Source organism: Exiguobacterium sp. RIT341 (assembly GCF_000632205.1).
Lineage (GTDB): Bacteria > Bacillota > Bacilli > Exiguobacteriales > Exiguobacteriaceae > Exiguobacterium_A.
Window position 1 is genome coordinate 153,307 of record NZ_JFYW01000008.1, and the last position, 22,000, is coordinate 175,306.

Consider the following 22,000-nt stretch of genomic DNA (forward strand, 5'->3'; position numbering starts at 1 on the left):
GAGGAACTTGTAATGCGGATTGCTTGGATCACTGATAGTACGACGATTTTACCGGATACGATCGCAAAGCGCGACGATCTCTCAGTTGTCCCTTTACTCGTCATGAAGGATGGCGAAAGTTTCATCGATGGGGTCGATGTAAATGCGGAAACCGTCTATAGCTGGATTGATGCAAAACATAAAGTGACGACGAGTCAACCTTCCATCGGTAGTTTTACCGAACACTACGAACGACTAAAAGAAGATTACGACATCGGTTTTGCTATCCACCTGTCGAGTGAACTGAGCGGAACGTATAACGCGTCCGTCCAAGGCGCAGAAATTGCCGGCTTCCGCTTGATCGCGATTGATTCTCGTTGTGGGATTTATCCGGCTGGTCAGCTCTTAGCAGAGGCAATCGAGCTCATCGAAGCGGGACATTCGATTGAATCCGTCGAACAGTTCATTCTGGAGCGTCGTTTCGACCACCATATCGAATTCACTGTCGCGAACCTCGATCAATTGCAAGCCGGTGGACGGATCTCCTCGACGAAGGCATTCGTCGGTAACTTGTTGCAACTACGTCCGTTGTTCCACTTCGAAGAAGGAAAGATCGTTCCATACCAAACCGTTCGGACGTTCAAGAAAGCCCATTCGAAGATTTTTGATCACCTTGTTTTGATTCTCGAGCGCGGTCAAGTGACGGACATCTCGTTGTTCCACGCGACAGCGTATGAACTGGCACTCGATTGGAAAAATCGACTCGAAGCACAGTTCGACGTCCGGGTCCGAATCGATGATTTAACGCCGGTTCTCGGTTCACATACCGGAAACCCCGCCATCGGCATGTCCTTTTTGAACCCGACGCGTCGACCATGATGACTAATGAAAATGATTTTTGGGTAAACCTTCTTTAGAGAATAAAGGAGGTTTTTTGTTTGAAAAATAAATGGATTTGGCTTAACTGGGTCGGCTTCATCTTTACGATTGCTGTGAACGCCCTCGATGGTGGAAAGACAGGACGGATTTCTGACTCCATCTTTACGTTATTCAAACCGGCTGGTTATGCGTTCTCGATTTGGGGATTGATCTATACGATTTTACTCATTTGGTTGATTCTCCAAACGATCCCAAAATTCAAGGAACATGAACTGGCGAAAAAAATCGGACCATGGTTCCTGATCAGCTGTTTATTCAATGCTGGCTGGATTGTCTCATTCACCTTCGAATTGTTCGTCGTATCTGTCGTCGTCATCGTTGGTCTCTTGCTGTCATTGATCGTCATCTACTCGAAAATCGACCGCGAGACGAAAGGCTTACGCTTCAAGCTACCTTTCTCGCTTTATCTCGGCTGGGTATCGGTCGCAACGATCGCCGACATCTTCCTAACGATCAACGCAGAGGGCGTGACGTCGTGGCTTGGAATCGGAGATGCCGGTTGGACGATGATTATGCTTGTCGTCGGTGTCATCGTCGCCCTTCTCTTCATATTCGCAAACCGCGATCCGATTTATCCGCTCGTCTTCGTCTGGGCGTACATCGCAATCAATTTCGAGTCGGATAACGGTCTCGTCGATACGGCGGTTCTCGGTAGCGTCGTCTTATTGTTAGCCGGGTATATCTTCCTTCTTGTACGGATGCGCCGTCGAGTCAGCGTGAGCAAGTGACGTTCCTTTCTCATTCGAACGGCGTATACTAGAGAAAAGGAGTGAATGACCATGAACATCACATTTACACCATCTGCTCAGGAACGAATCAATCAATTACGCGGTGAAGTATCCGGTCAACTACACCTCTACTACGATACAGAAGGTTGCGGTTGCGGAAACTCTGGTATTTTCAGTATTCGTCTCGTCGATGAAGCGACACCGGAAGACATGACGATCGACTCGAATGTCGGACCCGTTCTCGTCAAACGATGGTCGAGTCATTTCCTCGATCAAGACATGACGCTCGATTACAACGCGGAGAAAAAAGCGTTGATCCTTAAAAGCGATGGACAATACTTCAATACGAACGTGCTCGTTACGGATCAAACAGGCTGTGTCCTGACGGTTCGTTCATAAGCACAGACGAAAAAGGCAACTTCCGCGATGGAAGTTGCCTTTGTTTGTGTTCGAACAGACAGGTGCTACGTTAAAAGCTTGGATGGTCTGAGTATGATTGAATGTACTAGATGTCTGTCTGCGTCGTGCACAAGCTGGTGAGAAAATCCAGCGCTTTGCGTCCCCCCAGACGTCGCATGCATCATCCTCGCATGCTTATCTAGTATACGAACGAAAGTCGTGTTTGGATTGCTTTATCCGACATTTAGAACGGTCTCTTCAATCGTCCGCTGATTCAGATCCTTCACATGCATCGGCTTACTGTAATAATAACCTTGTCCATAATCACAACCGAGACGTTTCAGGAAAAGATGCTGTTCGAGTGTCTCGACGCCTTCCGCGACGACTTCGATCCCGAGACTCTTCGCAAGCTGGATGATCATTTCCGTGATTGCCGTTCCGCGTTCGTCATGCGGGACTTCATCGATGAACGATTTATCGATCTTCAGGATATCAATCGGGAGATGCTTCAGGTGTGTCAATGATGATAGACCCGTTCCGAAATCATCAAGTGCGATCGTCAGACTGAGTTGTTTCAGTTCACCGAGCATCATCATTGCCCGATCGAGGTTCTCCATGACGGATGTTTCCGTGATTTCAAGCTGTAGCTGTAGTTCGCTCCCATTCTTCAATGAATGGTGGACGATTTCCTTAATCATTAAGTTGTGTGACTCGGACCGGAAATGCATCGCCGATAAGTTCACCGAGACTTGGCGAATGAAATAATCTTCCTTCTTCCAAATCTCCATCTGGGCGACGGTCTCTTTGAGTACCCACTCAGTTAAACGGTGAATCAAACTGTATTTTTCTGCAAGCGGGATGAACTCCGCCGGTGAGATGAAACCAAACTTCGGATGATTCCAGCGGATCAAGACTTCCGCTTGATCAACTTTTCCCGTCGCAAGGGCGATCTTCGGTTGATAGACGAGGGCGAACTCCTTGAAATCCGTCATCGCCCGGCGTAAGGATCCGACAATCAATTGCTCTCTACGATCCGAGTGTAGTGAGTCATCATACACGATGAAGCGATCACGCCCCTCATTTTTGCCAGCCCGAAGCGCACTCTCCATCTGACCGATTCGCATCTCAAGTGATTCCTTCGCATTCGGGAGGATCACGCCCATCGTTGCTGTCAAATGAACCGGTTGATCTTCGAGATCAATCGGAAGACGTACATCGTCTAAAATTTGTTCGAAGACATCTGTCATGTCTTCTTGTGAGACACGTTTGATGAGGAAGAACTGCGTCCCGTTATAACGAATACACGCTTCATCTTCCTTCAACGTCTGTAACATCCGTTCTGCGAATTGGCGGATGACCGCATCTCCCTTATCGAATCCGAATGTGTCATTGACCCATTTGTATCCATCAAGATCAAGTAACGCCATCGCCATCTCCTGCTTAGCACGACCATACTGGGCATCGACTTTCGTCATGTGATGATCGAGCCATCGTCGGTTGTGTAATCCCGTCAGATGATCGGTATACGCCATCATCTGAAGTGCACGACGTTCGAGGTGAATGTAGAGTCCTGCAATCAACACGAGAATCAAGAAGACCGGTATCGCGACTTCATTCAAGATGTTCGACGTGATTGGAGCATCACCGATAAGTCCGGCATCTGAGGCTGGAATACAGAACGATGTGCCGAGCATTCCGACATAATGCATCGAAGAGATGGCAAACCCCATCACGACTGCGATGGGAATCAAGATCCGTTTCTTAGCGACATGTCTCAAGCGATGAAGCAGTAGCAAGGCGATATAGGCGACAGTGACTGCAATCAGGACGGATAAAAAAAATAAACTCTTCTCATACCGAACGGCTCCACCGAACTCCATCGCCATCATGCCAAGGTAATGCATCGTAGCGATTCCGCTCCCCATCAGGGATCCTGCTAAAATGACCTTCTTTCGCGTAATCGTCGACGAGTACAACAAATGAAAGGCAATGAAAGCAGCCAAAATAGCGGGAATGACGGATAAGAACATTAAAAACCAATCATAGCGAACCGTGACGGACAGAGCGAATGCCCCCATCCCGACGAAATGCATTCCCCAGATCGATAACCCCATCGTCAACGACGAGAGGAACAAGGCACGCTTCTTTAAGGAAGTCGCTTTCGCTAGACGACGATTTAACTCCAGTGAACCATATGAGCCGAGGATGGCAACGAGCACCGATACCACGACTAATGTCACTTCGTAGTGTTTCGTTAAGATGATCCATTCATTCATTGTATGAGGTCTCTCCTTATGAAATGTCATTCTCCTAACTATCGTCTGCTCTGACTCTTTTTTTCAGTGAAATTTAGAAATTCGTTTGATTTCTTATCATTCCATCACTTTTTTACCTAATCCACTCGACATCTTACACAAAAACGGATCCGCTCGAGACGGATCCGTTAAACATCATTTTTAGAGTGCTACCGATGCGACGATTTCACCCGTCGGTTTTTCTAAATCCGGTTCGGGTTCAACCGTGATGGCGACGGCATCAACTTTTCCGTCTCCTTTAAGCGGGAAGACAGCTGCTGCCTCTCCATCTTTTTCGATGACACCATTCGCAGTAGGTGTCTCTCCTTCGAGCGTCCACAATTGATAAAGCTGACCTTTTTGAAGCGGCGGTAAATCTTTCAATTGAACGAGCATATACGATTTATCGTTTTGCGTGAAAATCATGCTCGATCCTTTAATGGACTCGGTACTTTCAAAGTTCCCCATCCCTTTGATCTCATCCATGGCTAACGTCTCTGGTGTATCTGTGCTCTCTTCCTGTGACAGGAAGTAGGCATTCGCACCAAGCGAGAGAATCAAGGCGGCGGCGATACTCATCAACCAACCGAGTGGCACACTCTTCTTCTTCGTTTGTTGCTGACGTGCTTGTTTAATGTCTACCGGAGTAGTCATCGGTGCTTCCTTCGGAGACGCTGCCTCTGCTGAACCAAGGACTTCTCCAAGAATTCGTGCTTTCATACCTGCAGGAACGGGTCGCTCCGGAAGCGATTCAGCGATGGGAAGCATGAGTTCTTCCATTTCTAAAAGCGCTTCACGACATTCTTCGCACGTCGCAAGATGCGCTTCGAACGCGTCGCGATCAGCTGCGGATAATGTTCCATTAAAATAATCGATTAAGTCATGACAACGTTCTTCCATCTCGTTCCCTCCCATCCATTCGTTTTCTTAATGCTTGAATCGCGCTCCTGATTCGCGTCTTGACCGTTCCAAGAGGTAAATCGAGCTGCTCTGAAATCTGTTGTTGCGTCATCCCCTGGAAGTAAACGAGTTCGATCAGCTCTTGCTGTTCTGGCTTCAATTTACTGACCGCGCCGCGTACTTCAGCAGCCGTTTCCCGCTGCATGACCGTCCGCTCGACCGGCTCGTCGTATCCACCATCCCGCTCTTCGACTTCGATCGTCGGTTGTCGTTTTTCACGACGGAGACAATCGAGTGCCGCGTTACGTGTAATCGTTAAAATCCACGATGAAAACTTTCCTTTTTGTGTATCAAAATCAACACGACCATTCCAAATCTTCATCCATACTTCCTGTATGACTTCTTCGGACAACCGGTCATTATTCGTAAAGCGATGGGCGAATGAAAACAATAACCTCTCGTACTTATCGTATAATGTCTCGAGAGCTTGCTCGTCACCGCTACGCATCAGATGATAAAGCGATTCATCGGATTGAGTGTGCATCCTTCTCCTCCTTCTGACGTCAGCCCTATCATATAGTATACGCAAGCTGACACCAAATCGTTTTCGATTTCACCCATTTTCTAAGTAAAAAACTTCACCACATCCATATTCCCTCATTCTATTAAAAGTATAGCTTAAAATTCTGCTGAATTGACAGCGATACCGTAATGGGCATAGCATAAAGATACTACATGACGTCAGGTCAACGGGAATCGGAGGAATAAAAATGGATTATGATCGGAAGATGAAAAACCGTGTTAGTCGGATTGAAGGACAGCTACGAGGTATTTTACGGATGATGGAAGAAGGGCAAGATTGCCGCGATGTCATCACCCAGCTCTCCGCTGCCCGTTCTGCGATTGACCGTACGATCGGCGTCGTCGTTAGCTCGAATTTGATCGAGTGTGTCAAGGAAGCAGAACAAAACGGCGATGGACAAACAGAAGAACTCGTGAAGGAAGCGGTCAACCTACTGGTGAAAAGCCGCTGACGTCACGTTCATACCGATAGTCTGCTTTGGAAGCAGGCTATTTTTTTAACGTTTCTTTTCCCAAAGTCGTTGCGAGTATACACCTTGAATTAGGTTTGATTGCGTATCAAAACAGGTATACTAAATTGTTATTACTTGGACAGCATGTAGAGCCGTCCGCTTAGGAGGAAGAGTACTCATGACCGTTTCCCTATTCATTGATATCACGTGTAAGACAGGTGAATCTCCTGTTTACGACGCAAAAACAAAACGCTTTTATTTCGTCGATATTCCGAATCAACTGCTCTTTTCATATGATCTTGTTACAGAAGCACTTAAACCATATACGTTGCCAAGCGCTATTACATCGATTGCCTTGACGGACGCTCCGGACTTATTGCGTGTCACATCAGCACATGGCTTTGGCACGTTCGATCTCAAGGAAGGTCATCTGTCTCTCGAACATCAATTGTCATTACCGGATTCTGATCGGATGAACGATGGCAAGCTCGATCCGACCGGACAATATGTCGCTGGTAGCATTAATGAAGAAGACGGTAAAACAGCTGGGCTGTTCCGTCTGCGTCATGACGGTTCCATCGAGGTTTTACACGAAGACTTGACGAACTCTAATGGACTCGTCTGGTCAGAAGATGGCAAGACGCTCTATCATATCGATACACCAACGAAAAAAGTCTATGCCTTCGACTACGCTCCCGATGCCCCACTTTCGAATAAACGCGTCGCCGTTGATCTCGAAGAGGAAGAAGGATTTCCGGATGGTATGACGAAGGATGCTGAAGGTCATGCTTGGATCGCACATTACGCCGGATCATGTATCACACGTTGGAATCTTACGACGGGCGAAAAACTGGATCATGTCGACTTCCCTGTCTCGAATCCGACATGTCCGATTTTTTACGAAGATCGCTTACTCGTCACGACAGCTGCCAACGGAGATGATGCACCACATGCCGGCGCTGTCTTCGCTGTGACATTTGAATAATTAGCATGGGAGGGATCATCTAGTAATAGATGGTGCCTCTTTTTACACATAATCCGTCTAGACGCCTATTCAAAAACAGACGATACTAAAGAAGAAGTCTATTTACTTTTTGAAGGAGTGAAGCCGATGCGTGTCACGATCATCGAACGTTTACACCAATTGCAGACGACCCCATCCTTTTTCCCGGTCAATTGCTACCTGTTTGAAGAAGCAGACAGTTTGACATTGATTGACGCCGGACTCGGAATCAACGCAAAGGCGCTTTATCACTATATTCGAAAGCAAGAAAAACCGCTCGGCGCGATTATCCTGACACACGCACATGCCGATCATGTCGGCTCGCTCGATTTCCTTGCGAATGCCTTTCCTCTCGCTCAAGTCTGCATCAGTTACCGTGATGCCGCATTGCTCAGTGGGGACGAGACGCTACGCGAAGGCGAAACGACCCCCTTAAAAGGCGGTATTCCGAAAAACATCAAAACACGTCCAGATCGATTGCTCGAAAGTGGTCAACAAGTCGGTAGCCTCAGCGTCATCGCCTCGCCAGGTCATACACCTGGTTCGATTTCTCTTTGGCATGAAGGTAGTCGGATGCTGATCGCCGGAGATGCCTTTCAGACACAAGGGGGACTCGCTGTCTCCGGTGACGTCCGTTGGCAATTTCCGTTCCCAGCACTTGCGACATGGGATCCGGACGTTGCTCTTCGCTCCGCCGATCAATTAACGGAACTGTCTCCAGATATTCTTGCCGTCGGACATGGTCCCCTCATCCTTGGACCAAGTTACGAGATGCGCCAAGCCGTCGATCGATTCACGCAAGTCTTACAGACGAAAAAATCGTCACCTTTCAAATAACACACGAAAAAACATCCGCGACGCGTTCCTGACACGTCGCGGATGTTTTTTCGTCCAGCAGTTCAATTCTGTTCTGTAACAGTATATCGATATACACGTGCTTCATAAGGACGTAGTTCATCCGAGATATCTGGATAGTTCGACACAAGCAACTTATCTTGTGATAAAACGAAGGCAGTTTGCATCGGTTCATCATGCACGTTGAGAACGATCCGCCACACTTCTCCCTCTAGTTCCCGCTCATAGATGTAGAGATACGGATCATGAAGAGCTAAGTCGCGATACGTACCATAGACCATGATTGGATGATCCTTTCGCATCTGAATCAATGCTCGGTAGAAGGCAAGTACGGATGATGGATCGGCTTCTGCTTGCGCGACGTTGATGTCCGTGTAATTCGGATTGACCGCTAACCACGGTTTCCCACTCGTAAAGCCTGCCGCGTACGTACCGTCCCACTGCATCGGCGTGCGGGAGTTATCGCGTGCGAGTAACTGCATTGACGAGAGTACGACCTCCGGATCCTCGCCGCCAGCGACGCGCTCTTCATATCGATTGCGAAAGGCGACGTCTTGATAGAGCGACGGATCCGAGAAGCGAATCCCCGTCATCCCAATCTCTTCTCCTTGATACACGTATGGAATGCCAGGTAATGTATGCAACATCAAACCGAGTAGTTTCGCACTCTCGACTCGGTATCGTTCACTGCCGAAGCGGGTCACTTGTCGCGTATGATCGTGGTTGTTGAGAAACTGTGAATTGACGCCTAACGGATACAAGACGTCATACCATCGTTTCTGAATTTCCTTGAAACGTAAAAGATCCATCGCCTCCATGTCGTCCGCGATTTCGAAGTGAAACAGCGTCCGAAGTTCTTCACGTTCTTCACTGACATATAACAGACCGTCTTCCGGACCAACGAACGGAATCTCACCGACCGTGAACAAGTCTTTCCCGGCAAGGACGTTCGCATGCATTTCCTGAAGGAAGTCGTGCACACCTGGTTGATTCCCGAGATACGATAGATTAAACGGATTGACGACATCCTCAAGCGAACGTTTTTTGATCAAGTTGATGACGTCCATCCGGAAACCGTCAATCCCTTGAGCGATCCACCAGTTCATCATGTCGTAGATCGCTTGCCGGACAGCCGGTTGTTCCCAGTTTAAGTCCGGTTGCTCTTTCGCAAAGGAATGGAAATAATATTGTTCGCGCTCTTCACTCCACGTCCACGGGCTCGGCGCAAAGTACGACCGCCAATTGTTCGGGGGAGTCTCTTTCGTTCCATCTTTCCAGATGTACCAATCATCCTTGTCGTGGATTCGGTCTCGCGACTGACGGAACCAGTCATGCTGGTCACTCGTATGATTGACGACCAAATCAAGAATTATCTTTAAGCCGCGTGCGTGAGCCGCTGTGATCAACTCTTGTAGATCGCCCATCGTCCCCGCCTTGTCCATGATCGTGTAATAATCGGCAATATCATAGCCATTATCGATGTCTGGAGAACGGTAACATGGATTTAACCAGACGATATCGACACCAAGCGATGCGATGTAATCTAGCTTGTCGATGACACCTCGCAAATCACCGATGCCGTCCCCATTCGAATCCTTAAAACTGCGCCAATAGACTTGATAGACGACTGCTTCTTTCCAGCTAGCTCGCTTCATCTCCTCACTCCTCTCCCTACTCTCTATTCCCGCTCCACATATCTGTACCTGTTTATTGGACGATTTTTTTGAATTTCAAAAAAGTTCTTTTCTTTTGACTGAATATTCGTTATCCTTGACGACAATACTACGAAGGAGGCACACATCCATGAAACATTTCGCTCCATCCATCGCCATCGATCGGCTTCCTGCTCCCGTTTTCGCTGAACTTGCGAACCGGATCGGTGCTGTGAAAGCTGCCGGACATGATGTCATCACCCTTGGTCAAGGAACACCCGATCAAACGACGCCCGTACATATTCTCGACGCCTTGAAACAGGCGATCGATGAGCCAACAAACCTTCAATATCCACCATTTCGTGGACATGATTTTCTAAAGCAAGCCGTCGCGAGCTTTTATGCGAACGAATTCGGCGTCACGATCGATCCGGCAACCGAGGTCGCAATTCTTCTCGGTAGTAAAGCCGGAATCGTCGCCTTACCACAAACGATCGTCAATCCTGGAGAAGGTGTCATCGTCCCGGATCCGGGGTACCCGGATTACCTGTCTGGAGCAGCACTTGCTGGTGCTTACCCGATTACGCTTCCATTGCTTGAGAAAAATAACTTCCTGCCGGATTACGATTTACTTGATACGACAGATGTCGAGCGCGCCCGGATGTTGTTCCTCAATTACCCGAGTAATCCGACAGGTGCGACAGCGACAGCAGAAGCCTTCGAACAGACAGTTGCCTTCGCGGATGCCCATGATATTTGTGTCGTCCATGATTTAGCCTACGGTGGCATCAGCTTTGATGGTCCCACACGAAGCTTCTTGCAGACGGAAGGGGCGAAAGATGTCGGAATCGAGTTGTTCTCACTCTCGAAACGCTTCAACATGTCTGGCTTCCGAATCGCTTTCGCGATCGGAAATCCGTCCGTCATCTCAAGCATCGAGACGTATCAGGAACATCTCTACGTCAGTGCCTTCACACCGATCCAACATGCAGCGACCGTTGCCCTGACGAGTGACCAAACATGTGTCCGTGAGTTAAGTAGCTTATATGAAACACGACGCGATGCATTGTTTACGAAACTCGATGCAATCGGCTGGAGTGGACCACGACCGGGCGGTTCCTTCTTCGTCTGGCTCCCCGTGCCGGAAGGATACACGTCCCAAAGCTTCACGGATCATCTGCTTGACGAAGCACACGTCGCCGTGACCCCTGGATCATTTTTTGGTGAATACGGCGAAGGATACGTACGGATCAGCTTAATTGCTGACGTCGAACGGCTAGAAGAGGCCGTCGAGCGAATTGGAACGCTCAACCTGTTCCGGACACCTGTTGCGGAATAATTCTGAAAAAACATTTGACAGATGGGAATCATTTCCGTTAAAGTAAATCCCAACAGCATAACTACTTATCGAGAGCGACCGAGGGATTAGGCCCAACGACGTCCGGCAACCACCTATCAGGAACGGTGCCACATCCTACAGAATGGATTCATTCTGAGAGATAAGTTACGAAATCTTACACTTTCGTCGCTTTTTTCTGGTTGCTCTGCTACTAGGAAAAAGCGACTTTTTTTTGTACAAGGAGATGAGCAAATGATTGAATTCAAACAGATTACGAAACGGTTCGTCCGAGACCGGACCCCGATTTTCGCATTACGGGATGTCGATTTGACGATTCAAAAAGGAGAAATCTTTGGGATCATCGGTGAATCCGGTGCCGGTAAGAGTACGTTACTTCGTCTGATCAACGGTCTCGAGCATCCGACACAAGGAACGGTCAAGGTCGACGGTGTCTCGCTCGGTGGGATGTCAAAAGCAGATTTGCGTCAACTTCGTTTGCGGACAGGAATGATCTTTCAGCATTTCCAATTGATCCAGTCGCGTAATGTCGCAGATAACATTGCTTTCGCACTGAAGGCTGCTGGCGTCAAACGAGCAGATTTTCCAGAACGGATCCGTGAACTCGTCTCACTCGTCGGACTCGAAGGATTCGAAACGAACTTCCCGAGTCAGTTGAGCGGCGGACAAAAACAGCGCGTTGGGATTGCCCGGGCACTCGCGAATGATCCAACCGTCTTGTTATGTGACGAAGCGACCTCTGCCCTTGATCCGGTCACGACGCTGCAGATTTTAGATTTGTTGAAAGATTTGAATGAACGACTCGGATTGACGATCGTCCTCATCACGCATGAGATCGATGTCGTCAAACAGATTTGCCATCGTGTCGCGGTCATGTCGCAAGGGGAAGTCGTCGAAGTCGCCTCTACATACGATTTGTTCAGTCAAGCCAAACATCCGGTGACACAACATTACGTCGACACGGCACTCCAGATCGAGCTACCGGAACGCATCTTGCAAGCGACACCGGGAAAGATCATCCGCCTGCAGTTCACGGGCGAGAAGACCGGTGAAAGTACGTTATCGGAAGCCATCCGTCGATACGATATCTCGGTCAGCATCCTGCACGGAAAAGTCGATTACATCCAAGACGTCGCTTTTGGTGTCTTAATCGTCAGCTTGACGGGATCCTCCGATCAAATCGCACCTGCCCTCGACTGGCTTGCGGCGGAACTTCATACACTCGAGGTGATTCAGGATGTGGCTTGATCGTATACAAACGATGTTACCCGAGTTGTTGAAGGCACTTGGTGAGACGGCGTGGATGGTTGGCATTTCGCTTGCCTTCGCATTGGTCGTCGGGATTCCACTCGGGATTCTCCTGTTCGTCACCGACCGCGGTTTATTCTTTCAAAACATTGCCATCCGACGTGTCCTTGACTTCGTCGTCAACATCGTCCGGTCCTTGCCGTTCATCATCTTGCTTGTTGCCCTCATTCCATTAACGAAATTTTTGCTTGATAATACGATTGGTCCGACAGCAGCATCCGTCAGCCTCAGTGTCGCAGCGATTCCGTTTCTCGCACGACTCGTTGAAACATCACTGCGTGAGATTCCACCTGGTTTAATCGAAGCAGCGGAAGCGTGCGGAGCGAAACCATTACGGATCATCGTCAGTATCCTTTTACCAGAAGCACTCCCTGGCATCATTCAGGGCATCACGCTAACGACGATCAGTTTGATCGGCTTCTCGGCGATGGCTGGGATCGTCGGCGGCGGAGGTGTCGGTGACCTCGCGATCCGCTTCGGCTATTATCGCTATGATAATCTCATCATGATCGTGACGATCGTTGTCCTCATCGTCATCGTCCAGAGCATTCAAGCACTTGGCAATCAACTGGCGCGAAAAACAGACAAGCGCTAATCATACATATAAAGGGAGAGTTGAATCATGAAAAAACGATATGCCTTTTTAGCGACAGCCTTACTCGGTGCAGGAATCCTCGCAGGATGCGGAGACAGCAGCGCTGATGAAAAAGACAAGACAATCAAGATTGGGGCGACAAGCGGTCCTTATAGCGACATGGTCAAACAAGCGATTCAACCGCAACTCGAAAAGAAAGGCTATAAAGTCGAAATCGTCGAATTCAGCGATTATATCCAACCAAACATCGCACTCGGTAGTGGCAATATCGATGCCAACTTATTCCAACACTCGATTTACCTGAAGACGTTCTCTAAAGAAAAGAAGCTCGACCTTAAAGGGCTCATCACTGTCCCGACGGCACCGATGGGACTGTATAGTAAAACGGCGAAGACACTTGACGACGTCAAGACAGGCGCTGAAGTCGCGACACCGAACGATCCAACGAACCAGGCACGCGCGCTGAACCTCTTGGCAGAACAAGGCTGGATCAAACTGAAGCCAGATGTCGATCCACTGACCGTCTCAGAGAAAGATATCGTCAAAAATCCGAAGAAACTCGTCATCAAGCCGCTTGAAGCAGCGCAACTGCCACGTGCCATCGAAAGCGTTGATGTCTCAGCAGTTCCAGGAAACTTCGCGCTTGCTGCGAAATTCGATTTACTCGATGCGTTAGCACTTGAGACGATGGACGAGCAATACCGGAACCTCATTGCTGTCCAAACGAAAGATGCAGACTCACAAGTCGCGAAAGACCTGAAGACAGCTGTCGAATCCGATGCATTCAACACAGTCATCGAAAAATCATTCAAAGGTTTCAGCAAACCAAATTGGGCAAACTGATTTTAAAAACGACCGGAATTCAAAAGAGATCATCTCTCATTGAATTTCGGTCGTTTTGTGTTAGAACCGATACCACATGAGTTCTTCATCATGATAGGTATCATCGATTTTCAACGCCCGCGGTTCAATCGCGTACGATTCGAAGCCAAGCGACCGATACAAGGCTTTAGCGGCTTCATTCGTCCGAACGACCGAGAGATGAACCTGCTCGATCCAAGGACGTTCCTCTAATGCCCGTAATGCCTCTTGTACCAATTGCTGTCCGACCTGCTGTTTTCTGATGCTTGGAGTGACGTACATCGCAAATAAATTGGCTCGATGTCGCATCTTGTCTAGCTCGGAGCAGACAACGGTGACGACCCCAACGAGTTGCGCTTCATGAAAGGCACCGAACGTCGCTGCCTGTTCGCTCTGAAACCGCGTAGCATACCGGTCGACCGGTCGATCTTTTTCCGCTTCATAATCGGAGCCGAACGCTTCCGGATGATTCTGTAATGCTTCTAATCGCAATGCTTTATAGAGTACTGCATCTTCTGGATTCAATCGACGGATTTCCAATCGCCCCACCTCCTGCCTTTAGTATAAAACAAACAATCTCATGAAAAAGAGAACGACATCGTGAAATGTCATCCTCTTTTTACATACTTAAGGTGTTCGGAAATTAATCGTGAAGTACGGTGCATTGTCTCGGAATGCCACACCGACATCGGCTTGCTTGTACTCTTTTTTCAAAATATTTTCTCGGTGTCCTTGTGAATTCATTAGACCCCAATGCGCGGCAAAGACGTTCGGATACCCCATCGAGAGGTTTTCACCAGCATAGCTGAACGTGATTCCTCCGCGTTTCATCCGGTCGAACGGATCACGACCTTGTGGATCTGTATGCGAGAAGAAATTATGTTTCGCCATGTTTTCGCTGTGACCACGGGTGACCGGCTTCAATGCTGTGTACGGTGCTAACGGATTCAACTTATAGTCAGCGCGTTCCCAGTTCATCAAGCGAAGCATTAATTTCTCATCCGTCGTCCGTAGCGCATTTGATGACGTACCGTAGAAGCCTTTTTTCTCCGCTTCGACGTCTTTCGGAATCGCAAGTGTCGCTTTGACTTTATTGCCGTCATGTTGATCGAAGAAGTACGTTACATAGTTCCCTTTCTTCTCATAAACGGCGGCATGGTCCAGATTCAGCATGTAGTTTGTGTTGCCTTTACGATAGGACTTCACTGCGGACCACCCCTTTTTCTTCAAAGAGGATTCCGTATCCTTATTCAATACTGCACCTTGTGTCGTCACACCGTTTTTGAAACGATATTTTCCGTAGTCCTTACCATCCTTCGTTAAGGCGACGAATTCTTCCGTTGAAGTCCGTCTGACTTCCCAGTCATATCCGGGATACTCACTGCTATATCGATCAATCAGCTTGCCGCCACTTTTCGGGTAATCGGCTTCTGCCTGTTCCATTGGAATGTTTTCGTAGCCGAAAAAGGCTACCGCTGCTACTCCGATGATCAACCATTTTTTCATGTCGTCGTTTCGCCTCCTTTAATCTCATTACCTTTATTTTAAAAGAAATTGTTTCCCCCGAACAGTCATTGGCTCTCATTTGTCTAAATCACATCTTCTGTCCACAAACCTGACACATTTCATGAGAACGCTCTTCCTTTAGTGAAATGCTTTCTTTTAAACGATTCTTGAAAACATTTAGTACAGAGACTAAAGTATATTCCCCTTTTCTTAAAATGTGTGAACATTCTTTTATTTCATTCTCAGCGAATTTTGGTTGCTCTCCGAATCTTGACTCGGTATCATTAAAATTCGTAAGCCAAACTTTCAATGCTTTTCCAAATAACATAATGATATGAAGGAGCTGACCTATGGTTTTACTGTATTTCATTTATGAATCCATTGCCTTTTTACCCATTCAACAATACTTATTCTCCGGCTGGATGATCCTTGTCGCCTTGACTGTATCCTTTAGCTTAGCCAATGCCCACGAAGATGTTCGTCTCAATCAACGACTTGGATTTGAAATACTCGTTCCAGGTTCCGGTATGTTGCTCTCAAAACAATTCATTCCTGGTCTCGCTATCATTCTATTATTGATCATCATTCACTTCACGTATATGTTCCGTGCCATCCCGTTACCCGTTGCCTTAATTTCCACACTCTCGATCAGTACACTCTCACTTCTTTTACTCTTTATCCCAGCACGCAAAAAAGCGGACCGCTAAGTCCGCTTTTTTTGATTTTATTGGTATTTCGTTGTTTCAGCTAGTTTGTATTTGTTCGACAATTCAAGCCAGATCGTTTTGCCTTTGATTGTCTTCACTTGAATGTATGGACGCCCCTGTGACACGCGAAGTGCGAGCAATTCACCTTGTTGATCGGCGTGTGTTTCACTGGCTTTATCCCAGTTGCGACCCAATTTACGTTCAATGAAGATATGTTTTCCTTTTTGAACAGCACGCCAGATACCGACTTCTGCCGTTCCTTTGACCGGTACTGCCGTTTGTGCACCTTGAATCGAGATGATCGCTGGATCGTGGTCACTCGCGCTACCGTCTGCTTCCATGTAATCCGAGTTGATGTTGACGATATCCGACGATGTATACGACTTCAAGTTATTCGAAATTAAGATATGGTCGAGTACTTGCGCATTTCCGTTGTAGACGTACGAGTAACGCTCAGATTTCGGAAGATCATCGACTGTGTTCCAGAGATTTTTCCCTTTCAGGATGTCTAACGTTTCTGAAAACTGGAAGTCGTTGAGGTCACCAAGAACGACGACATTCGAATCTTTGACTTCCGTCTTCAATTCAGAAACGAAGTTTTGGACGATGTTCGCAATCGCATGACGCTGGACTTCACTCTTACGAACGACCGGTTGGTTTTTACCGAAGTCAGCTCCATCGCCACCTTTTGAGTTGAAGTGGTTGACGATGACATGATATGAATCACCATTAAAGAGGAATTCCGCGACGAGCGGTTTCCGCGAACTCGCGAAGTTCGGATCCGTCGGCTGAATGCGACCCGGGTTTTTCGTCAGCTTACCATTTTCAACTGACACGGCTTCCGTCGCTCCACCTTTTTCTCCTGGTGCGAGTGATACACGCGCTGGATTGTAGAGGAACCCGACACGGATGTTTCCGCCTGGTTGCCCGCCGTCCTTTTTATCTTCTGGTGCGATGTCCGTATACGCATACCGGACACCTGTTTTTGCTTCGATCGCTGCGATCAATGTCTCAAATGATTTCGAAGCGTCGACTGTGCCGCTATCCGTTGCGCCGTCGTTATCCTGCATCTCTGTCAAACCAACGATGTCTGGTGTCTTCAGGAATGTCGCGATGCCTTCCGAGACACGATCAACTTTTCCAGCATCGGCTGTCGACGCGAAGTTCTCGACGTTGTATGAAGCGACAGTCAGACGTGATTCACCCGTTTCGATGTTCGTCGGTTGACGTTCCGCTTCGCTCGTAACGAGTTTCGGAAGGTCTGCTGCTTTTGCGAGTACTTTGTAAGCCGAATAGTTGTAGCTCATGACACCCTCAATCGTTCCATCGAATGTGTCTCCGGCTTTCGCACGATACGATGAACTTCCCATCTCGACGAACAAGCGCTCCGGATTGACGTTGTCCTTCGTCAGAATCGGTGTGCCACGTTTCGTATAAACCTTGTTTGCGTCTGTTTGTGTACGAACTGGGATCGTCCGGTTCGCTTGTGGTCCTGTGACGATCGCGTTCGGTAAAGCAACACGCATGCCTTCTAAGCTTTCGTATAAATCGATCGCATCTTCTTTCGGGTCAAACTGAGCGAAGGAATCGTTATCGACGACTTGAGTCGGAATCAAGACGCCTTTATCACCAAGGACGATACTCGCTGGTAACCCTTCGTTGAGCGCACCCTTTACGAGATTGACCGTACTGATTTCCGTAACGGCTAGATCCGTATCGAATTTATCGCTGTATCCGCCGAGGATCCATTCTTTGACGTAACCTGTCGTCGCGACCTTTTGTCCAACGGCAGCACCGTGGTTTTTCGCGTAGACGAGAATACCTTCTGATGTCCGGCTGTCGTTATCCGGATTTGGATCCTGCATGTAAAAGTTGTTCGCATCAACGACATACGTGACGACGCCCGTCGTCCGGACGAGTTGATCTGCGTATGGTGATGTGTGCGCGACGCCTTGGATACTGCTGATTTTAGTGATTGGTGGTGCGATGTAGTACTTGAATGTCGAGACAGCTGACGTTTTCCCGTCCTTGACAGCAACTGCTTGAATCGTCACTTCGTCATTGATCGTAATCGGTGATGTGTAAACCGGACTGTCAACAGTCGGTGTCGTACCATCAACTGTATAATGGATCGTTCCTTCACCTGACAGTGTCACTTGATCCCCACGCTCGACCTCACCGACTGGAGTAGCCGTTGGTGCAACGAGAATATCGCCGGCTTCCGTCTGATGGCTACCGAGATTCGTCAGTGTATCGACAGGAAAGCTCGTCCACTGTGATGGTTCATACGTCTTAACACCTGATGTAACACCTGATTTCCGAACAAGTGTCGTGTCTTTTGCGAAATCAACGGATGAACCGATCGGTCCGATGATATCAAGGACAACGTCGCCCTTTTTTAATGCAACCGGATCATTTCCGTTGAAGTTCAACGAACCCGTCGTCATTTGCGCTTTTGCTTTGATGTCTGCATTCGCACTTGAATTCGCGATAACGAATGTTTTACCTGGATCTACTTTCCCCGATAATGTGATTTTGGACTCAGATGGTCCACCGTTCGTGTATTGAACGAGTGTATAGTCTGCTAAATCAATGATTTGCCCCGATCCATTGTATAGCTCGATTGCCTTGTTGTTACTTGTTCCTTCTATGTATTCAGACAAGATGACGCCTTCGCCTTCTGCCCCGACAAGACCCGCTTGTGGAAGGATTCCTGCAGTCAATACTCCGACCAATGCCCACTTTCCAAACGTACTGCCGTATTTCATGATGTGACCCCCTATTGAATTTTCTGACACTTCTTTATAATATCAGATTATATTCAAAAGAGTGTATATTTTTCGTAAAAAAAGATACCATCCTTCGTAAATGAAAGAAATGGTATCGCTTACAACATTTTATTGTTCGTCTTTGTGACTTTCGTACCATTTTTCAGCTTGTGATGTCGCAATCGGAATAGCGCGTCCCTCTTCATACCCTTCTTCTAACAAAGCGTTCGCGATCTCAATCGCTTTTTTTCGAAGCGGTGGATCAAAGTTCTTGAATGAATCCGGATAGTTGTTCTCATTCCATGGCATGTCGTCACCCCCTTCTTTCCGCTTTACCCGAAAAAAGGCATAAAAAAAACGCCTCATCAGCGTGTCGTTGTTTTTGGTTGTCATGAGAATCGAGGATTACAGGTGATCAAAACACCTGAAACGACGAAAGCCCTACCTCTCTTTCGTTGTTACGGCTCCTTGGCCGCGCCAGCTGAATCAAGCATTTTAGCAAGAATCGTGATGCGTCTGCAACGGACGCATGATACTGGGATTTTTAGAAATAGCTCGGGAATGAGCGGAAAAGTATCGATTGGAAGGTTTATCTTGCTGGGTCGACTTCTTCCCGTAGTATGAAGAAGGACAAAATAAAAGCGATGACTTATGTCTGACTCATTTGTCAGTAGCGGTCTAAAAATCCTGACCTGTCGATTTAATTGTATGATATGGATTGAAGATTCTCACATGAGTGATCATCCCCGATTCATGACTTATATTAATCTATCATACTTTCTTTTATAAAGTCAATCTTTCTTTTGGAAAATCGTTTTCCCTCGTCTTGGAATCAGAGTTGCACCTGCTACAAAAGCCGAGTATCGTGAAGAGGACTCATTACTATAGAAGAAACGAGGGAAATCCATCATGTCGAATCGACTTATTCATGAAACGAGTCCCTATCTATTGCAACATGCCCACCACCCTGTCGATTGGTATCCCTGGGGTGAGGATGCCTTCACTGCCGCGCGCGAGACTGGTAAGCCAATCTTTTTATCAATCGGGTATTCGACGTGTCACTGGTGCCATGTGCTGGCACACGAAAGTTTCGAAGATGAAGAAACGGCACGACTCTTAAATGAACGCTATATCTCGATCAAAGTCGACCGAGAAGAACGTCCCGATATCGATCATTTGTACATGACGGCTGCTCAAGTCATGAACGGACAAGGCGGCTGGCCGCTGAGCGTCTTCATGACAGCGGATCAACAGCCATTTTATATCGGCACGTATTTTCCAAAAACGCCTCAGTTCAATCGTCCGAGTTTTCGTCAAGTGACACTCCAGCTCAGCGAACAATTCCGCCGTTCACCAGAGAAAATCGCACAAGTCGGTCAGAATATGTCGCAGACGCTTCGCGACGTATTGCAGCCTGCGACGTCTACCCGTACTTGGAATGAATCGATCATTCATGACACTTTTGATCAAGCGATGCGACAATTTGATCGTCAACATGGCGGATTCGGAGAGGCACCGAAGTTCCCGTCGCCTGCCCTGCTCCGTTTCTTGCTCGATTATTATCAGTTCGCGGAAGACGAGACGGCACTTCATATGGTCATGCGATCGCTGATCGCGATGCGTGACGGCGGGATGACGGATCAAGTCGGCTACGGTCTATTCCGCTACACGGTCGATGCCAAGTGGGAAATTCCTCATTTCGAGAAGATGCTCTATGACAATGCCTGGTTTGCGACAGCATGCATCGAAACGTATCAAGCATCGGGTCAAACTCGCTTCCGTCGCTATGCAGAAGAAGTGCTGACGTTTGTAGAACAGGAATTGACCGCACCGGACGGCACCTTTTATGCCGCACTGGATGCAGATAGCGAAGGGGGCGAAGGACATTTTTATACGTTCACGGAGCGTGAGCTGACCGACTTGCTCGGACCAAACGCGCTGTTCCCCCGCTTCTATCATGCTTCATCATCGGGAAACTTTGAGGGACGGAACGTCTTTTACCGGACAGGACGAACACTCGAGGCATTCGCACGTTCTATTCACTTGTCGCTTGCTGAAACAGCGTCGCAACTCGAACACGAGCGCCAAATTCTTCTTCGTGCGCGAAATGAACGCATGCGACCGTTCCGTGATGATAAACGGTTGACATCGTGGAATGCGATGATGATCTCGACGTTCGCTAAAGCCGGCCGTGTCCTTGGCGAACCGCATTATACGCATGTCGCAACGCTTGCGATGACGTCCCTCGAACGATTTGTTCGTACTGAACAGCATCTTGCAGTCCATTACCGCGATGGACAAGCAACCGGTCACGGTTTCCTCGATGACTATGCGTACATGATTGATGCACATCTCGAACTATTCCAGTCTACACACCATGCTCTCCATCTAAAGGAAGCTTTAGCTTTCGCAGATGTGCTGCAGGACCAATTCCAGACCGCGAATGGTTATTTTTATTTGACGTCCTCACGCTCCGACAAACTACTTGTTCGTCCACTCGATCTGTATGATGGCGTCACACCTGCCGGAAATAGCGTTGCCTTGAACGCCCTTTTCACGCTCAGTCGTCTTACTGGTCGTCTCGTTTATCAAGAGAGTGCTGAACGGGCTCTCGCAACCTTAATAGAGGAAGTCGAGCAACAACCGACCGGATTCGCCTCACTTGTCAGTACCTTCACCTACCAGCAGATGGAACCGAAGGAATTGATTATCTTGCTTCCGGAAGAAGTAGACATCCCGCTCGAAATCAAGCAACTGCACCAGTTACGCTTACCGGAAGTTGCTTTGTTGATCGGTACGAAGCGCGACCTTCTTCCGCACGTCCCACTGCTTGCGGAGTATCCAGAACCAGACGCACCAACGGCTTATCTCTGTCATGATTTTTCCTGTGAACGTCCGACGACGCGTTTAACGGAAATCCTCGCACGTCTCCATATCTAACCATATCCCCTCTTGTTTAAAAAAACAGGAGGGTTTTTCAAAAAACCAGACCCCTTTTTTCAAAATTATTCAATCTTTTGTTCATAAAAATCCGATATTGTCGATAGTAAGGATAGGCAATAGATTTTACAACTTAGACTTAGACATCCTAGAAGCCGATTCCGTCCATCCGGAC

Annotated in this window: 20 protein-coding genes and 1 riboswitch; of the genes, 12 read left to right on the forward strand and 8 right to left on the reverse strand. The window is 47.9% G+C overall.

Features of this window, described 5'->3' with window-relative positions; all coding sequences use genetic code 11:
• The first annotated feature begins 12 nt into the window (after window positions 1–12).
• Genes BW42_RS09750 through BW42_RS09760 form a run of 3 tightly spaced genes read left to right on the forward strand, consistent with a single transcriptional unit; the run spans window position 13 to window position 2,045 of the window.
• Window positions 13–858, forward strand: a complete 846-nt coding sequence (locus BW42_RS09750) for a DegV family protein (protein ID WP_035410276.1) — start codon at window positions 13–15, stop codon at window positions 856–858.
• Window positions 859–917: 59 nt separating this feature from the next.
• Complete coding sequence (locus BW42_RS09755) at window positions 918–1,646, forward strand: tryptophan-rich sensory protein (protein WP_035410279.1); 729 nt, start codon at window positions 918–920, stop codon at window positions 1,644–1,646.
• Window positions 1,647–1,697: 51 nt separating this feature from the next.
• Window positions 1,698–2,045 carry an iron-sulfur cluster biosynthesis family protein gene (locus BW42_RS09760; protein ID WP_035410282.1) on the forward strand — a complete coding sequence of 116 codons (348 nt, stop codon included), beginning with the start codon at window positions 1,698–1,700 and terminating at the stop codon, window positions 2,043–2,045.
• Window positions 2,046–2,278: 233 nt separating this feature from the next.
• Here BW42_RS09760 and BW42_RS09765 read toward each other — a convergent pair whose 3' ends face one another.
• From BW42_RS09765 to BW42_RS09775, 3 genes are all read right to left on the reverse strand, one after another.
• The gene (locus BW42_RS09765) at window positions 2,279–4,321 is read right to left on the reverse strand and encodes an EAL domain-containing protein (protein ID WP_035410285.1); all 2,043 of its coding nucleotides are present in this window, start codon (window positions 4,319–4,321) and stop codon (window positions 2,279–2,281) included.
• A 180-nt stretch (window positions 4,322–4,501) separates the two neighbouring features.
• On the reverse strand, window positions 4,502–5,239 hold the full coding sequence (locus tag BW42_RS09770; RefSeq protein ID WP_035410288.1) for an anti-sigma factor domain-containing protein: 738 nt from the start codon (window positions 5,237–5,239) through the stop codon (window positions 4,502–4,504).
• Entirely contained in the window at window positions 5,220–5,783 is a 564-nt protein-coding gene (locus BW42_RS09775; RefSeq protein ID WP_035410291.1) for an RNA polymerase sigma factor, read from the reverse strand. The genes BW42_RS09770 and BW42_RS09775 overlap by 20 nt, the downstream gene beginning before the upstream one ends.
• 226 nt (window positions 5,784–6,009) lie before the next feature.
• Here BW42_RS09775 and BW42_RS09780 point away from each other — a divergent pair, with 226 nt between their 5' ends.
• The 3 genes from BW42_RS09780 to BW42_RS09790 all read left to right on the forward strand — a co-directional run bounded on the left by BW42_RS09780 (window position 6,010) and on the right by BW42_RS09790 (window position 8,113).
• A complete protein-coding gene (locus BW42_RS09780) occupies window positions 6,010–6,273 on the forward strand; it encodes a metal-sensitive transcriptional regulator (protein WP_035410294.1) in 264 nt (87 codons plus the stop codon).
• A gap of 178 nt (window positions 6,274–6,451) precedes the next feature.
• Window positions 6,452–7,258 carry an SMP-30/gluconolactonase/LRE family protein gene (locus tag BW42_RS09785; RefSeq protein ID WP_035410297.1) on the forward strand — a complete coding sequence of 269 codons (807 nt, stop codon included), beginning with the start codon at window positions 6,452–6,454 and terminating at the stop codon, window positions 7,256–7,258.
• Between the two features lie 126 nt (window positions 7,259–7,384).
• The gene (locus BW42_RS09790; RefSeq protein ID WP_035410300.1) at window positions 7,385–8,113 is read left to right on the forward strand and encodes an MBL fold metallo-hydrolase; all 729 of its coding nucleotides are present in this window, start codon (window positions 7,385–7,387) and stop codon (window positions 8,111–8,113) included.
• Window positions 8,114–8,175: 62 nt separating this feature from the next.
• On the opposite strand, the gene BW42_RS09795 is transcribed toward BW42_RS09790, so the two are convergent.
• On the reverse strand, window positions 8,176–9,786 hold the full coding sequence (locus BW42_RS09795) for an alpha-glucosidase (RefSeq protein WP_035410303.1): 1,611 nt from the start codon (window positions 9,784–9,786) through the stop codon (window positions 8,176–8,178).
• Window positions 9,787–9,934: 148 nt separating this feature from the next.
• Between BW42_RS09795 and BW42_RS09800 the strand changes: the two genes are divergently transcribed.
• From BW42_RS09800 to BW42_RS09815, 4 genes are all read left to right on the forward strand, one after another.
• On the forward strand, window positions 9,935–11,122 hold the full coding sequence (locus tag BW42_RS09800) for an aminotransferase class I/II-fold pyridoxal phosphate-dependent enzyme (protein WP_035410306.1): 1,188 nt from the start codon (window positions 9,935–9,937) through the stop codon (window positions 11,120–11,122).
• A gap of 62 nt (window positions 11,123–11,184) precedes the next feature.
• Window positions 11,185–11,289, forward strand: a riboswitch (SAM riboswitch).
• 85 nt (window positions 11,290–11,374) lie between these two features.
• A complete protein-coding gene (locus BW42_RS09805; RefSeq protein WP_035410309.1) occupies window positions 11,375–12,388 on the forward strand; it encodes a methionine ABC transporter ATP-binding protein in 1,014 nt (337 codons plus the stop codon).
• Window positions 12,378–13,043, forward strand: a complete 666-nt coding sequence (locus tag BW42_RS09810; RefSeq protein ID WP_035410311.1) for a methionine ABC transporter permease — start codon at window positions 12,378–12,380, stop codon at window positions 13,041–13,043. The genes BW42_RS09805 and BW42_RS09810 overlap by 11 nt, the downstream gene beginning before the upstream one ends.
• Window positions 13,044–13,070: 27 nt before the next feature.
• Entirely contained in the window at window positions 13,071–13,886 is an 816-nt protein-coding gene (locus BW42_RS09815) for a MetQ/NlpA family ABC transporter substrate-binding protein (protein WP_035410314.1), read from the forward strand.
• 60 nt (window positions 13,887–13,946) lie between these two features.
• Here the strand turns inward: BW42_RS09815 and BW42_RS09820 are convergent, their stop codons facing one another.
• Window positions 13,947–14,444, reverse strand: a complete 498-nt coding sequence (locus tag BW42_RS09820) for a GNAT family N-acetyltransferase (protein WP_035410316.1) — start codon at window positions 14,442–14,444, stop codon at window positions 13,947–13,949.
• Between the two features lie 87 nt (window positions 14,445–14,531).
• Complete coding sequence (locus tag BW42_RS09825; protein ID WP_035410321.1) at window positions 14,532–15,410, reverse strand: CAP domain-containing protein; 879 nt, start codon at window positions 15,408–15,410, stop codon at window positions 14,532–14,534.
• A gap of 350 nt (window positions 15,411–15,760) precedes the next feature.
• Between BW42_RS09825 and BW42_RS09835 the strand changes: the two genes are divergently transcribed.
• The gene (locus BW42_RS09835; protein ID WP_035410328.1) at window positions 15,761–16,117 is read left to right on the forward strand and encodes a hypothetical protein; all 357 of its coding nucleotides are present in this window, start codon (window positions 15,761–15,763) and stop codon (window positions 16,115–16,117) included.
• A 17-nt stretch (window positions 16,118–16,134) separates the two neighbouring features.
• Here the strand turns inward: BW42_RS09835 and BW42_RS09840 are convergent, their stop codons facing one another.
• Window positions 16,135–18,885 (reverse strand): FN3 associated domain-containing protein, encoded by a 2,751-nt coding sequence (locus BW42_RS09840; protein ID WP_035410331.1) that lies wholly within the window; start codon window positions 18,883–18,885, stop codon window positions 16,135–16,137.
• Between the two features lie 129 nt (window positions 18,886–19,014).
• The gene (locus BW42_RS09845; protein WP_035410333.1) at window positions 19,015–19,194 is read right to left on the reverse strand and encodes a hypothetical protein; all 180 of its coding nucleotides are present in this window, start codon (window positions 19,192–19,194) and stop codon (window positions 19,015–19,017) included.
• 600 nt (window positions 19,195–19,794) lie between these two features.
• On the opposite strand from BW42_RS09845, the gene BW42_RS09850 reads away from it, so the two are divergent.
• On the forward strand, window positions 19,795–21,825 hold the full coding sequence (locus BW42_RS09850; protein ID WP_035410336.1) for a thioredoxin domain-containing protein: 2,031 nt from the start codon (window positions 19,795–19,797) through the stop codon (window positions 21,823–21,825).
• The last annotated feature ends 175 nt before the right edge of the window (window positions 21,826–22,000 follow it).

Excerpts from the sequence above, each read along its gene's own strand:
- BW42_RS09800 (WP_035410306.1), top strand. The coding sequence starts at position 9,935 with ATGAAACATTTCGCTCCATCCATCGCCATCGATCGGCTTCCTGCTCCC.
- BW42_RS09810 (WP_035410311.1), top strand. The coding sequence starts at position 12,378 with ATGTGGCTTGATCGTATACAAACGATGTTACCCGAGTTGTTGAAGGCA.
- BW42_RS09770 (WP_035410288.1), bottom strand. The coding sequence starts at position 5,239 with ATGGAAGAACGTTGTCATGACTTAATCGATTATTTTAATGGAACATTA.
- BW42_RS09815 (WP_035410314.1), top strand. The coding sequence starts at position 13,071 with ATGAAAAAACGATATGCCTTTTTAGCGACAGCCTTACTCGGTGCAGGA.
- BW42_RS09845 (WP_035410333.1), bottom strand. The coding sequence starts at position 19,194 with ATGCCATGGAATGAGAACAACTATCCGGATTCATTCAAGAACTTTGAT.
- BW42_RS09775 (WP_035410291.1), bottom strand. The coding sequence starts at position 5,783 with ATGCACACTCAATCCGATGAATCGCTTTATCATCTGATGCGTAGCGGT.
- BW42_RS09825 (WP_035410321.1), bottom strand. The coding sequence starts at position 15,410 with ATGAAAAAATGGTTGATCATCGGAGTAGCAGCGGTAGCCTTTTTCGGC.
- BW42_RS09795 (WP_035410303.1), bottom strand. The coding sequence starts at position 9,786 with ATGAAGCGAGCTAGCTGGAAAGAAGCAGTCGTCTATCAAGTCTATTGG.
- BW42_RS09790 (WP_035410300.1), top strand. The coding sequence starts at position 7,385 with ATGCGTGTCACGATCATCGAACGTTTACACCAATTGCAGACGACCCCA.
- BW42_RS09750 (WP_035410276.1), top strand. The coding sequence starts at position 13 with ATGCGGATTGCTTGGATCACTGATAGTACGACGATTTTACCGGATACG.
- BW42_RS09765 (WP_035410285.1), bottom strand. The coding sequence starts at position 4,321 with ATGAATGAATGGATCATCTTAACGAAACACTACGAAGTGACATTAGTC.
- BW42_RS09850 (WP_035410336.1), top strand. The coding sequence starts at position 19,795 with ATGTCGAATCGACTTATTCATGAAACGAGTCCCTATCTATTGCAACAT.
- BW42_RS09835 (WP_035410328.1), top strand. The coding sequence starts at position 15,761 with ATGGTTTTACTGTATTTCATTTATGAATCCATTGCCTTTTTACCCATT.
- BW42_RS09780 (WP_035410294.1), top strand. The coding sequence starts at position 6,010 with ATGGATTATGATCGGAAGATGAAAAACCGTGTTAGTCGGATTGAAGGA.
- BW42_RS09760 (WP_035410282.1), top strand. The coding sequence starts at position 1,698 with ATGAACATCACATTTACACCATCTGCTCAGGAACGAATCAATCAATTA.
- BW42_RS09805 (WP_035410309.1), top strand. The coding sequence starts at position 11,375 with ATGATTGAATTCAAACAGATTACGAAACGGTTCGTCCGAGACCGGACC.
- BW42_RS09840 (WP_035410331.1), bottom strand. The coding sequence starts at position 18,885 with ATGAAATACGGCAGTACGTTTGGAAAGTGGGCATTGGTCGGAGTATTG.
- BW42_RS09785 (WP_035410297.1), top strand. The coding sequence starts at position 6,452 with ATGACCGTTTCCCTATTCATTGATATCACGTGTAAGACAGGTGAATCT.